This window comes from Poseidonibacter sp. (genome assembly GCF_041821165.1).
Lineage (GTDB): Bacteria > Campylobacterota > Campylobacteria > Campylobacterales > Arcobacteraceae > Poseidonibacter.
This window is the reverse complement of sequence record NZ_JBGUES010000048.1, coordinates 1-14,101: the sequence shown is the minus strand read 5'-3', so window position 1 is coordinate 14,101 and position 14,101 is coordinate 1. Positions and strand designations below refer to the sequence as shown.

The 14,101-nt window shown below is 26.1% G+C and carries 13 protein-coding genes; 12 read left to right on the top strand and 1 reads right to left on the bottom strand.

Translation table 11 applies throughout. The features are described 5' to 3' along the window. Nucleotides 1-553, bottom strand: a 553-nt coding sequence (locus ACERKK_RS05730; protein WP_373772124.1) for a response regulator, incomplete at its 3' end; no start/stop codon positions are given. A gap of 280 nt (nucleotides 554-833) precedes the next feature. On the opposite strand from ACERKK_RS05730, the gene ACERKK_RS05725 reads away from it, so the two are divergent. From ACERKK_RS05725 to ACERKK_RS05670, 12 genes are all read left to right on the top strand, one after another. Further along, nucleotides 834-2,300, top strand: a complete 1,467-nt coding sequence (locus tag ACERKK_RS05725) for an alanine/glycine:cation symporter family protein (protein WP_373772123.1) — start codon at nucleotides 834-836, stop codon at nucleotides 2,298-2,300. Between the two features lie 107 nt (nucleotides 2,301-2,407). After that, complete coding sequence (locus tag ACERKK_RS05720) at nucleotides 2,408-3,535, top strand: sensor histidine kinase (protein ID WP_373772122.1); 1,128 nt, start codon at nucleotides 2,408-2,410, stop codon at nucleotides 3,533-3,535. A gap of 3 nt (nucleotides 3,536-3,538) precedes the next feature. Beyond that, nucleotides 3,539-4,231 carry a response regulator transcription factor gene (locus tag ACERKK_RS05715; protein ID WP_373772121.1) on the top strand — a complete coding sequence of 231 codons (693 nt, stop codon included), beginning with the start codon at nucleotides 3,539-3,541 and terminating at the stop codon, nucleotides 4,229-4,231. Nucleotides 4,232-4,321: 90 nt separating this feature from the next. Beyond that, nucleotides 4,322-5,728, top strand: a complete 1,407-nt coding sequence (gene aspA / locus ACERKK_RS05710) for an aspartate ammonia-lyase (RefSeq protein WP_373772120.1) — start codon at nucleotides 4,322-4,324, stop codon at nucleotides 5,726-5,728. A 9-nt stretch (nucleotides 5,729-5,737) separates the two neighbouring features. Further along, nucleotides 5,738-6,229: an asparaginase domain-containing protein gene (locus ACERKK_RS05705; RefSeq protein ID WP_373772119.1), complete on the top strand. Its 492-nt coding sequence runs from the start codon at nucleotides 5,738-5,740 to the stop codon at nucleotides 6,227-6,229. Nucleotides 6,230-6,446: 217 nt separating this feature from the next. Then, on the top strand, nucleotides 6,447-7,799 hold the full coding sequence (locus tag ACERKK_RS05700) for an imelysin family protein (protein ID WP_373772118.1): 1,353 nt from the start codon (nucleotides 6,447-6,449) through the stop codon (nucleotides 7,797-7,799). Next, on the top strand, nucleotides 7,783-9,165 hold the full coding sequence (locus ACERKK_RS05695) for a di-heme oxidoredictase family protein (RefSeq protein WP_373772117.1): 1,383 nt from the start codon (nucleotides 7,783-7,785) through the stop codon (nucleotides 9,163-9,165). Before ACERKK_RS05700 ends, ACERKK_RS05695 begins: the two co-directional genes overlap by 17 nt. 1 nt (nucleotide 9,166) lies before the next feature. Next, complete coding sequence (locus ACERKK_RS05690) at nucleotides 9,167-10,156, top strand: imelysin family protein (RefSeq protein WP_373772116.1); 990 nt, start codon at nucleotides 9,167-9,169, stop codon at nucleotides 10,154-10,156. 2 nt (nucleotides 10,157-10,158) lie between these two features. Further along, nucleotides 10,159-11,076 carry a sterol desaturase family protein gene (locus ACERKK_RS05685; protein ID WP_373772115.1) on the top strand — a complete coding sequence of 306 codons (918 nt, stop codon included), beginning with the start codon at nucleotides 10,159-10,161 and terminating at the stop codon, nucleotides 11,074-11,076. Continuing rightward, nucleotides 11,073-12,227, top strand: a complete 1,155-nt coding sequence (locus tag ACERKK_RS05680) for a cytochrome-c peroxidase (RefSeq protein ID WP_373772114.1) — start codon at nucleotides 11,073-11,075, stop codon at nucleotides 12,225-12,227. Before ACERKK_RS05685 ends, ACERKK_RS05680 begins: the two co-directional genes overlap by 4 nt. 83 nt (nucleotides 12,228-12,310) lie before the next feature. Continuing rightward, a complete protein-coding gene (locus ACERKK_RS05675; protein ID WP_373772113.1) occupies nucleotides 12,311-12,574 on the top strand; it encodes a hypothetical protein in 264 nt (87 codons plus the stop codon). Between the two features lie 263 nt (nucleotides 12,575-12,837). Further along, nucleotides 12,838-14,101, top strand: a 1,264-nt coding sequence (locus tag ACERKK_RS05670) for an ABC1 kinase family protein (RefSeq protein WP_373772125.1), incomplete at its 3' end; no start/stop codon positions are given.

The window sequence follows — 14,101 nt, the reverse complement described above, 5'->3', positions numbered from 1 at the left end:
ATTCCATTCCATTCATTTTAGGCATGTCATAATCAGATATAATTAATGAAATACTTGAATCATTTTTTAAAATATTAAGTGCTTCTTCTCCATCTTTTGCAACTGTTACATTTAATAGCAAAGTACTTAGAATCTCTTTTATTTGAGCAGAACAAGTAATTGAATCTTCAACTACAAGAATATTCATATTCTTTATATATGTTAGTAAATTAATTAATTTATATGTACTTTGTAATCCATAAATAGAATCTTTTGGTATAAAATCTACAATATTATGATTATTCATTTTATTAATTACTTCATCATCAATATTTGAAGTTAAAACAACAGTTGGTATATTTTCTTTTTCCAAAACTTTAAGAAGTTCACCATTTAAAGCATCAGGTAATACCATATTTGAAATAGCAGCGAAGAATTTTTGGTTTTCAATTAAATCTTTTACATCATTTAAACTTTTAGCAATAAAAATTTTAAAATCATTTTTTTCACTAAACATATCTTTTAGTACATTTATAATTACAATGGAATTATCAACAATTAGTAGGTTTTTCAAAATAGCAGCCTTAAATAAAAAGTAAGTTTAGATGATTATATCAAAATAATATTTATAATATTAATCTTGTAGCGTTAAATATCGTAAAAAAGGCTTTTAATCAATTATTAAATTAAATAATAATTAATTTATGATTTAATAAAAATTTACTTTTTTATTAATATCTATATTTTGAGAAAAAATACCAAAATATAGTCAGAATTTGGGTATTTTATCTATAAATTGACACTTTTAACCCTCTTTGGAATGATAAACTTTTTTTATATCAAAAGGAGAAAAAATGATTGCAGAGATAAATACTTTTTTGAACGATCTTATTTGGGGGTCTATTTTAATTTATGTACTTCCAATTCTTGGGATTTTTTTTACAATAAGTTCAAGATTTGTTCAGTTTAGATATTTCTTTAAAATGTTTAACGTTTTAAGAGATACAGTACATGATAAAGAAGGACATATTAGTTCTTTTCAAGCTTTAATGTTAAGTGTAGCTGGTCGTGTAGGTGGTGGTAATATTGCAGGTGTTGCAGTTGCTATTACATTAGGTGGAGCAGGTGCTGTTTTTTGGATGTGGGTTATTGGTTTAGTTGGTATGGCTACTAGTTTCTTTGAATGTTCATTAGCACAATTGTATAAAGAGAAAGATGGAACTGATTCTTGTGTTTATAGAGGAGGGCCTGCGTATTATGCAACAAAAGCTTTAAAACAAAGATGGTTAGGTGTAATTATCTCAATTTTACTTATAATTACGTTTGGATTTGCTTTTAATGCAACACAATCATTTATTATCTCAACTTCGTTTCAAGCATCATTTGATATTCCTACATGGATTACAGGTTCAATTATGACTTTAATTTTCGGTATTGCTATTTTTGGTGGTATTAAAAGAATTGCTAAAGTTTCAGAAGTTATTGTACCCGTTATGGCTGTTAGTTATTTATTAATTGCTCTTGTTGTAATTGCTTTAAATATACAAGAAATACCAGGACTAATTAGTCATATTGTTCATGAAGCTTTTAATCCTTCTTCTGCAATTGGTGGTGGTATTGGTGCTGTTATTTTACAAGGTGCAAAAAGAGGTATGTTCTCAAATGAAGCAGGACTTGGTTCAGCTCCAAATGTTGCTGCAGTTGCTTATGTTGCGCATCCTGTTCAACAAGGTATTGTTCAGTCATTCTCAGTATTTATTGACACTATTATTTTATGTTCATGTACTGCATTTATCATTCTTTTATCAGGTGTTTATACTCCAGGAGAAGAAGGAGTTCAAGGTGTTTTATTAACTCAAAATGCTTTAATTGATCATATAGGACCATTTGGTGGATATTTTGTAACATTTGCATTATTATTATTTGGTTTTTCATCAATGTTATATAACTACTACCTTGCTGAAAATAGTTTAAACTTTTTTGTAAAAGGTAATATGACAGTTTTTAATATTTTTAGAATACTTTGTATTGCTCTAATTGTTTGGGGGTCTTTCCAAGATTTAGGTTCTATTTTCTCATTTGCTGATTTATCAATGGGATTATTAGCTGTTATTAATATGACAGTTATTGCTTTACTTTATAAACCTGTATTACAGCTTATTAAAGGTTATGATAGACAAATTAAAGAGGGTAAAGTTCCTGTTTTAAGATATAACGATTATACAGAATTCAATTTTGAAAAAGAGACTTGGAAAGAGATTGTTGATAATATCAATGATAAAAAAGCAAGTAAAAAAACTCAAACTACAAAAGAATCATAATAAAATCTTCAGGTCCTAAATAGGACTTGAAGTTTTATAAGCTAATAAATGTTTTTTAAAGAAATTAAACTATATTATTGAATAAACAAGATAAAGCGAGAAAAATTATGTTTAATAAAAATGGAATACCTTTTTTTGTGATAATGATTCCTTTTTTATGTGTAATTTTTACTGCTTTTTTTTCTACTTCTTATTATTTAAAAGTTTCAAATAATGACTACACTACTAGTGTTAAAGAGTATAAAAAACTATATTTACTTCAAGAAAACCCTAACTTAGAACAATTAGATGAAATATTAAAAGATAAAGAACAACATCATTTGCAAAGACAAAATGAATATGAAGATTTTGTATTGACTTTAACTATTAGTATTATTATTTTCATGATTTTATTTTCAGCTTTAATGATTACAATTAAAAACGATATTATAAATAAATATATACAAAAAGTTAAAAGTAAAGAAGAAAAACTTCAAGATTTAAATAAAACTTTAATAACAAAAGTCACATTAGGAATAGAAGAGGGTAAGAAAAAAGACAAAGCAATTTTACAACAATCAAAACTAGCAAGAATGGGTTCAATGATTAGTATGATAGCACATCAATGGAGACAACCTTTAAGTGAGTTATCTGGTGTTTTAATGGAATTAGAACTTGCTACAAAATTTAAAAAAGTAAATGAACAACATATTTTAAATTCAATTGAAAGAAGTAATGAAATGATTGAATTTATGTCAAATACAATTGATGATTTTAGAAATTTCTATAAACCTGATAAGAAAAAAGAAAATTTTTTGATAAGTGATGCTTGTACAAAAGCTTTACATATTGTTGATGCAACACTGCATAATTTATCAATTGATTTAGTTTTTAATATAAAACAAGACAAACTTATTTTTGGTTATCCAAATGAGTATTCTCAAGTAGTTCTAAATATCATTAGTAATGCAACAGATATTTTAGTAGAAAGAAAAATAGAAAAACCAAAAATTGAAATAACAATTACAGCAAAAGGTTTACAAAGTATTGTAACTATTAAAGATAATGCAAATGGAATTGATGAAAAAAATATTGAATCAATTTTTGACCCATATTATAGTACAAAAGATTCATCAAAAGGAACAGGACTAGGTTTATATATTTCAAAACTTATTATTGAGCGAAATATGGGTGGTGAACTTAGTGTTGAAAATGATGCAGATGGCGCAGTTTTTAAAATAATAGTAATAGGATAGATTATGGATACAGATATATTAGCACAGTTAAAAGATGTAAGTATCTTATGTGTAGAAGATGAAGATGGTATTAGAGAGTTTGTAGTAAATACATTAAAATATTATTTTAAAGAAGTATATGAAGCAACAAATGGTGTTGAAGCTTATGAAATTTATGAAGAGTACAAACCAAAAATTATATTAAGTGATATCCAAATGCAAAATATGGATGGAATTGAGTTAGTAAAAAAAATACGAGAAAGTGATGCAAATACATTTATAATAATGCTTACTGCATATTCAAATGAAGAGTATTTAATAGATTTAATAAATTTAAATATTAATCACTATATTTTAAAGCCATTAAATTTAAAAAAACTTGATGATGCCTTACTTAAATATATTGATAAAAAAATATTAAAACAATTAATTTTACATGAAGATTTAAAACTTGATTTATTTAAAAGAGAATTAATATATAAATCAAATGAAGTGATTTTTTTAAGAAAAAGAGAAAAAGACTTTTTACAACTGCTACATGAGAATAAAAACAGTATTACAACATATGAACAAATTGATTCAGAACTATGGCATGATAAGGATATGACAACTCATGCTCTTAAATCTTTTATAAAAGAACTAAGAGGAAAAATGCCTATTAATATTATTAAAAATGTTCCACAAGCTGGGTATATTTTACTTAAAAATGAAAATTAACGAATCTTTTGTATTAGTGTAGAAAACACACCTTTTGCATACTATTTTTATATAAGATTTCAATAGAAACTATTTAAAAAAGAGGCAGAGATGGAAAATACTTTCAGAATTGAAAAAGATTTTTTAGGTGAAAAAGAGATAGCTAATGATAGTTATTATGGAATACAAACATTAAGAGCAAAAGAAAATTTTGATATTACAAGAACAAGTATATCTTTATTTCCAAATTTTATAAGATCACTAGCAAAAGTAAAAAAAGCAACAGCACTTACAAATTATGAATTAGGTGATTTAACACTTATCCAAAGAGATGCTATTACTCAAGCTTGTGATGAAATTATAGCAGGGCAATTTCATGACCAATTTATTGTAGATCCTATTCAAGGTGGGGCTGGGACTTCTACAAATATGAATGCAAATGAAGTTATTGCAAATAGAGCATTAGAAATATTAGGACATCCAAGAAGTTCATATCATATTATTCATCCTAATAATCATGTAAATTGTTCACAATCTACAAATGATGTTTACCCAACAGCAATTAAAATTACTCTACATGAATTAATTTTTAGATTAAAAGATTCACTAAGAGAATTAAGAGATAGTTTTGATAGAAAAGCTGTTGAATTTAAAGATATTTTAAAAATGGGAAGAACTCAACTTCAAGATGCTGTTCCTATGACTTTAGGGCAAGAGTTTAAAACTTATGCAATTATGGTTGATGAAGATATTTATAGATTAAGAGAAGCACAAGCATTAATTAAAGAAGTAAACTTAGGTGCAACTGCTATTGGTACTGGAATTAATACAAAAGAGAACTATCAAGAATTAGTAATTAAAAACTTACAAGATGTAACAGGAATTGATTTTGTAAATGCAGGTGATTTAATAGAAGCGACTCAAGATACAGGTGATTTTGTACATATTTCTGGAATTTTAAAAAGAGTTGTAATTAAAGTATCAAAAATTTGTAATGATTTAAGACTTCTAAGTTCAGGTCCAAGAGCTGGATTTAATGAAATAAATTTACCAGCAATGCAACCTGGAAGTTCAATAATGCCTGGAAAAGTAAATCCAGTAATTCCAGAAGTTGTAAATCAAGTTGCTTTTGAAGTAATTGGTGCGGATATGACAATATCAATGGCAAGTGAGGGTGGACAATTACAATTAAATGTATTTGAACCAATTATTGCTTATAAACTATTTACATCTATTAATATGATGAGAAGGTCATTTCACTCTTTAGCATCAAAATGTATTGATGGAATTACAGCAAATGAAGATGTTTGTATGGAAAATATTTTAAATTCAATTACAATTGTAACTTCTTTAAATCCAATTTTAGGATATGAAAAATGTTCAGCTTTAGCAAAAGAAGCACTAAAAACAAATAGAAGAGTATATGATATTATTATTGAACAAGAACTATTTACAAAAGAAGAATTAGATAAACTTCTTCATCCAAAACATATGGTTCATAATCATAAATTAGTATAAAGGAAAAAAATGAAATTAACTGTAATTAATACTGGTGGAACTTTTAATAAAAGATATAATCCAATAAAAGGTCAACTAGAAGTTCCAAGTGATAATATTGCTTTAGATAAGATTTTAAAATCTTGTCATAATGTAGAAATTGAAGTAAAAAATGTAGTTTCAAAAGATAGCTTAGATATGAATGACGATGATAGAAATATCATTGTACAAAGTATCAAAGATAGTCAAAGTGAAAATATAATCATAATTCATGGAACAGATACAGTTGATTTAACAGCTGCTTTTATTGAAGAAAATATAAATGATAAAAAGATTGTTTTTACAGGTGCTATGGTTCCTATAAGTATTGATGAGGTTGAAGCAACAATGAACTTTTCTTTAGCTTTAGGATTCTTAAGTGCAGATGTACAAAATGGAATTTATCTTGCAATGCATGGAATTGTTGTAAATCATAAAAATCTTCTAAAAGATAGAAAAGCTGGAAAATTTCTACTAAAATAGAGTAAATATTCTTATAAGATTTTTAGAACTTATATTAAATTATAGGTTCTAAAAATAAACTAAACACTCACTAATTCTTAAAAAATCAAAAACTTTCTTAAAAACTTATCTTTATTGATAATCATTATTACTATTAAGTAAAATCTAAGATAATTTGTATTATAGTTCATTTTTATTTTGATAACAATTATTAATATTTACAAATACAAGGACTATTATGAACAAAACAAAATCAATTATTGCTGGAATTGGAATGACATCTATGCTACTTTTTTCAGGATGTGCAAGTACTTCAAATAATACAAACTTAATACAAATGAGTAAAAAATCAGATTCGATTTTAAATGTGTATTCAGATATTGCACTAGCTAATTATACTGATGCTTTAAATGATGCAATTAACTTAAGATTTAGAATTGATGCTTTTACTGCTAATCCAAGTGCTAAAAACTTTGAAAATGCAAAAAAAGCTTGGTTACAATCAAGAGAATCTTATGGACAAACAGAAATCTTTAGACTAGCAAATGGACCAATTGATGCAGAAGATGGTTGGGTTGCTAATACTTATGGTGCGCCAGAAGGACAATTAAATGCTTGGCCTTTAGATGAGAATATGATTGATTATACAATTGATGCAAATGGTGTTAAAACATCAGGAAATATTATTGATACAAAAGGTGAATTTAATCCAGGTGGAGAAGATGCAAAAATTGTAAATGTATCAAAAATCACAGCAGATGCGCTTAGTTCTTTAAATGAAAATGGTGGAGATGCAAATGTATCAAGTGGTTATCATGCAATTGAGTTTTTATTATGGGGACAAGACCAAGATTATTCAAACTTTGTAAAAGATTCTATTACAAATGGTGCAATGAGTGCAGGAGCTAGACCATTAAGTGATTTTACAAGTGAAAAAAATGCAAAAAGAAGATTAGATTATTTACAAGCTGCTTCATCAAAAATTGTATCTGATTTACAAAGTGTAACTTCAGCTTGGCAAAAAGAAGTAAATGGAACAAATGGACTTTATCAAGCAGCACTTTTAGGTAAGTTAACAGGTGATAATGCTTCTAAAAATATAAAAGAATCAGATGCTTTAAAACAAATTATTTCAGGAATGGGTGTATTTATTAAATCTGAACTTGCAAATGAAAGAATTGCAGTAGCAGTTTTAACACCAAGTGAAGAAGATGAACACTCTTGTTTCTCTGATAACACTCATAGAGATATTGCAAATAACTATCAAGGATTTAAAAACGTTTTAACTTCTTCATATAATGGTAAATCTTATGGTATTTCATTATTAGATAAAGTTGAAAAAGAAGATAAAACAAGAATTCTTGCTTTAATGTCTTCAATTGAAGAAAAAATAGCAAAAATTGATTACACTGCAAAAACTACAGAACACTTTGATTATCAAATTCAACCAGATAATCCAAATGCAAAAGTTATTGTAAAACTTAAAAATCAAATGAGAAAATTAGGTGATGAAATGGTAAATGTTGCAAAAGCAAATGGAATTTCATTAAGTACAGATGATGTTACAGATTCTGATGAAACAAAAATCTAATAATTTTTTGAATAAGTTTCTTTTACTAACTAGCCTTGTAGCATTTTTTGCTACAGGGCTATTTGCCGTTAATAAAGATGATGTTTATTTTTCAAATGAAAAAGATAAATCTGTTTTATTAAAACCTATTAATGGCTTAGATGATGAGTCTTATGACAAGTTTATTTTAGGAAGAAGTTTTTTTACTATTCCTTGGGTTGAGTCACCAAGTGCAACAACAGCAAGAGATGGTTTAGGACCATTATTTAATGCTAATACTTGTATTTCATGTCATCCTAAAAACTCAAGAGGTACTTTATTTAATGAAAAAGGAAATATCTCACGTTCTTTAGTTGCACGATTATCAATTCCTTCTAATAACTCTATACAACATCAAGAAATGTTAAAAAAAGATGGTTTTATAAAAGAACCAATATATGGAGCACAAGTTTCAATAAATGCTGTACATGGCTTAAAATTTGAAGCAAAACCAAAAATAGAGTTTGAAGAAAAAAAAGTAATATTTCCAGATGGAGAAGTTGTAATATTACTAAAACCTAATTACTCTTTAACTGAGAAAAATTATGGAGAATTAGCAAAAAATACAGCTATAAGCTTTAGAATTGCTCCTAGTTTAAATGGCTTAGGATTATTAGAGCAAATTTCAAATGATGATATTTTAGCAAATGTTGATGAGTTTGATAAAAACGGTGATGGGATATCAGGCAAAGCAAATTTTGTTTATTCTTCTTTAACAAAAAAATTAGAACTTGGAAAATATACATGGAAAGCAAGTTCTGCAACAATTTATGAACAAATTGCAGCAGCTGCAAATAATGATATGGGTTTAACAACAAATCTTTTTATAAATGAAAACTGTACAGAAAATCAAATAGAGTGTAATAAAAAAGCTTCATCAAATAAGTCTATTGATATTACAGATGAAAGATTAGAAGCAATTGATTTTTATATAAAAAATATTAAAACATATAAAAGTAAAGAGACAAAAGTTTTTAAAGAAGGTTTAGAAATATTTGAAAATATTTCTTGTGTAAAATGTCATAAAAACAATTTTAATACAAAACTTGGAATTAAAATATCACCATATACAGACCTTTTACTTCATGATATGGGTGCTGGGTTAAGTGATGGAAGAAGTGAGTTTAAAGCTTCTAAAAATGAGTGGAGAACAGCTCCTTTATGGGGTTTGGCTTTACATGAAAAAATCACAAATAAAAAACCTAGATTACTTCATGATGGAAGAGCTAGAAATTTTGAAGAAGCAATACTTTGGCATGGTGGCGAAGCTTTAAATTCAAGAAATGCTTATATGAAATTAGAAAAAAAACAAAGAGAAAAACTATTAAAATTCTTAGGAGAAATATAATATGAAAATATTAAAAGGTATATTAGTAATGATTTGTTTATCACTATTTGTTTATGCAAATGAAGATGATAAATATAATACACAAGTTAATACAAATCTATATGATTTAGTAATTTTAAAAGATGTGAAAAAAGCAATTAATGATATAAATGATTTATCGCAAGCTTTAAAAAATAAAGATGATAAAAAGACAAAAGATTTATTTACAGATTTTGTTCAATCATGGAAAAGCGTTGAGACATTTTATATCTTAGGTGATTTAAATGAGGAGTTTATTGATACTCCAAGATATATGGATATTTTTCATAATGCAAATGAAGATATAAAAGTTCAATTAGATAGAGCTATAAAAAGCAATGAAGAAGCAAGAGTTGCTTTATTTAAAAACTCATTAAAATCAATTAATGCATTAGAGTACATCTTATTTACAAAAGATATTAAAAATCAAAGAGTAAATGACTTAGCTATTTACATTTCAAAAAAATTATCTTCTCATTTGGATGATATTTTAAATGAATATGAAAATCAAAGAGCAAGTTTTATTAAAAATCAAAAAAAATCAAATGCAATTATTATTAATGCAATTATTCAAAACTCATATAAATTAAAAGAGTGGAGAATAGGTGATGTTAGTGGTTTAAGCAAAAAATATAAAGATGATGCAAATAATAAAAGAGCTGAATATTTTATTAGTAAAAACTCTGCTAGTGCAATTGAAGCAGTTTTATTAACATATAAAAATGTATTAGATAATCCTGCTTATGAAGAGTTTGGAGATTACTTACTAACATTAACAGATGGAAAAGAGATGACAAAGTTAAGAGTTGCTCTTTTAAAAAGTTTAGACTTAGTAAAACAGATTAAAAATGATGATTTTTCAAATACAAAAGAGTTATATAAACAAGTTGATATTATTCATGTTGTTTTATTTGTTGAAATGATTGAAGATTTACAAATTAATTCTAAAATATTAGATGCAGATGGTGATTAAAATTGAATTTTAATTTAGATAATTTTTTTATCTTAGAATATATGATAAACCCAAGTAAGAGAACTTACTGGGTTTACATAATATCTTCAATTATTATTGGAATGATTTTTTTATATTTTAATAAAAACCATAGAAAAATAAATTTTTCTTCTAAACTTTGGTTACATCCAAGTGCAAGATTAGATTATTCATATTTTTTATTATCATATTTTATTAAAATTACAATGATTTTTCCAATAGTAATTAGTGCTAAAAGTATTGCTTTTTCTATTAATAAGTTTTTATATTTAGAGTATGGTTTTAATCAAACTTCAAACTTATCATATGAAACAATAGTTGTCTTATATACTATTACACTATTTCTTGTAAGTGATTTTACTAGATATTGGCTACATAGATTTTTACATACTATTCCATTTTTATGGGAGTTTCATAAGGTTCATCATAGTGCTAAAGTTTTAAATCCTTTAACTTTTTATAGAGTTCATCCTGTAGAAAATATCTTGTTTGGTTTTAGATATTCTTTAAGTATTGGGCTTGTAACTGGGGTATTTATTTATTTTTTTGGTTCTAAAATAGGAATTTATGAAATATTAGGTGCAAATATTTTTATATTTATTTTTTCACTTTTTGGTTCAAACTTAAGACATTCGCATATTCCTCTTGCTTATTTTAAAGTTTTAGAGAACTTTTTTATCTCACCAAAACAACACCAAATTCATCATAGTAAGAAACACTTTAATAAAAATTTTGGTGGCTACTTAGCAATATGGGATAAACTTTTTGGAACTTTAAAATATTCATGTGATGTAAAGGTTTTAAAATTTGGATTAAGACGTGAGCAAATGAATCAATACCAAACACTTTTTAGTTTAATTACTACACCATTTTTAAATATTTTTAAAAGGAAAATAAAATGAAATATTCAAGTTTGTTAGTTTTAACAGCTAGTGCTTTGTTTTTTACTGCGTGTACAAAAACAAATATTGCTAAAGAAGATTTAGCTTATGAAATAAATAAAAAAGAGAATTTAGGAAAGGTTTTATATTTTGATAAAAACTTATCAAAAAATAGAACGCAATCTTGTGCAACTTGTCATAATGTAGAAGCAGGTTTTGTAGATGATAGAAACAATGGCGTTTCATCAATGGCATCTTTAGGAGATAATGGTACATCAATAGGAGATAGACAAGCTCCAAGTTCTGCTTATGCTATGTTTAGCCCAGAGTTTCATTATGATAAGAAAAAAGAAAAATATATTGGTGGTCAGTTTTGGGATGGTAGAGAGTCTACTTTAGCTAATCAAGCAGGTGGTCCTCCAACAAATCCTGATGAAATGGGAATGTCTTCAAAAAAAGAAACAGTAGATAGACTTAAAGAAAATGAATATTATATAAGTGCCTTTAAATCAATCTATGGAAATGATATTTTTGATTCAAATGAAAAAGCATATAAAGCTATGACTGATTCAATAGAAAAATTTGAGATGACTAAGCAGTTTGCATCATTTGATTCTAAATATGATAGATTTTTAAGAGGTGAATATGATTTAAGTGTTCTAGAAGATTTAGGAAGGTCAATATTCTTCTCAAATAACAATAACTCTTGTGCTACTTGTCATGTACTAAAAGGTGAAGATAAAGAGGGTGAAACTTTTACTAATTATGAATATCATAATATTGGAGTTCCAGCAAATACAAAACTAAGAGCAATAAATGGTGTAACAAAAGTAGATGAAGGATTATTAAATAACCCAGCTGTTAGTGATATAAAACAAAGAGGTAAATTTAAAGTTCCTAGTTTAAGAAATGTAGCAGTAACTGCACCATATATGCATAATGGTGTATTTTCAGATTTAAGAACAGTAGTTGAGTTTTATGATAAGTATAATAACGATGAAAGAAAAATAAATCCTGAAACAAATAAAGCTTGGGATAAAGCAGAAGTTGAAGAAACAATTTCATTAAAAGAATTAAAAGCAAAAAAACAAAGTGATAGAAAAATTGAAGCCTTAGTTGCTTTTATGAAAATATTAACAGATAAGAAGTTTGAGCATTTAATAAAAGAGTAAAATTTATAAAAAGACAAAATATCTATATGAAAAAACTATTTTAAGATATATAATAGTTATAATTTATATAAAAAGGATATTTCATGTTAAAAGAACTTATGTTTACAGGACTTGGTGGAGCTTTACTTTTTAAGCAAAAAGTTGAAGAAGAATTACAAAAACTTGAAGAAAAAGGAAAACTTGATACAAAAGATGTAAAAAGTTTCCTTGAGTCCTTAGAAGAAAAGGGCAAAAAAAGTGATGAAAAATTTAAAGAAGAGTTAAAGGTAACAATAAAAGAAATCATTGATGAATTAGGAATTGCAACAAAAGATGATTTAGCAAAATTAAAAGAGGATTTAAAATAAAAAATTTTCTAAAAACCTTAACTCTTTATTCTCCTAGTAGGGTATATAGTGTATTTTCTTTTTTATTAACTATTTATTTGCTTATAAAAAAGAAAAAAAGCTTTTTATTTTTTAAGCCATTAAGTGCTAAAAAACTAAAAACTACTACTGTACATTTGGGAGCTAGTTTTATTAAACTTGCGCAAGTATTAGCAACTAGGGCTGACTTTTTTTCAAAAGAGTATTTGCATGAGTTAAAACAATTACATGATAAATTACCTTCAATGAGTAAAGATGAGTGTGATGAGATTTTTTCTAAGGCTTTTAAGAAAGATCCATTTTCAAGTTTTGAAAAAACACCAATTGCTTCTGCTTCAATTGGACAAGTTCATATAGCATATTTACACGATGGTACAAAAGTTGCTGTTAAACTTAGAAGAATGGGCATAAAAAATAGAGTAATTGCTGATATTAAAATCATAAAACTTTTTAATAGTTTATTTAAACCATTATTTTCTCACTATACAAAAAACTCAATTGAAGCTGTTGTTTCAGAGTTTTCTTCAATGATTTTACAAGAAGTTAGTCTAAATCATGAATTATCAAACCTAGAAAAATTCTCTCATATGTATAAAGATAGTGGAATAAAATTTCCAAAAGCTTACAAAGAAATATCTTGCGATGATGCATTGGTAATGAGTTTTGAAGAGGGATATAGATTTGATGATAAAGAAAATCTGAAAAAAGAGAATATTGACTTTAATGAAATTATTTCAAAACTTGTAGATTTTTATACAACTCAAATGTTAATAAATGGATATTTTCATGCAGATCCTCATCCTGGAAATTTACTTGTAAATAAAGAGGGTGATTTAATATTATTAGATTTTGGAATGGTAAAATCAATTCCAAATAATACAAGAATTGCAATAATTGAACTTATAAAAGCAGCAAATGAAAGAGATTATGAGCTTTATATAAATGCAAGTAAAAGATTAGGAACAATTGCTTATGAAGCACCTGTTGAACAACTAGCAGAATTTACTGATAAAATGTTTGATATTTTTTCAAATGAAAACTTAAGTAGTGAATCTATGCAACAATTAGCATTTGAGGTTTTAGAAAGTACAAGAAATCTTCCTTTTAAACTACCAAGTGATGCTATTTATATTTTAAGAGTTAGTGCTATTATTGAAGGTCTTGGTACAACTTATATAGAAAACTTTAATGGAATAAAAGATATTTTGCCAATACTTCAAAAAAATATTCCTAAGGCTTTAGGTGCTAATGATTCTATTGCTGAAACAATAATTGATGAAATTAAATCAATTCCTTTTACAATTAAAGATTTTAAGTCTTTGATTAAACAAGCTAGTAGTGGTGAGCTTAAAATTCAAGTTTCTAATGACCAATTAGAATGGATTTCAAAAGAGATAAAAGATTATATAAGGCCTATACTTTTATCATTAGGTTTTATTTTTACATCAATTTTTATGCTTTTATATGATAAAGAGCTAAAAGATATTGCCTTAATTTTATTTGCTTTTG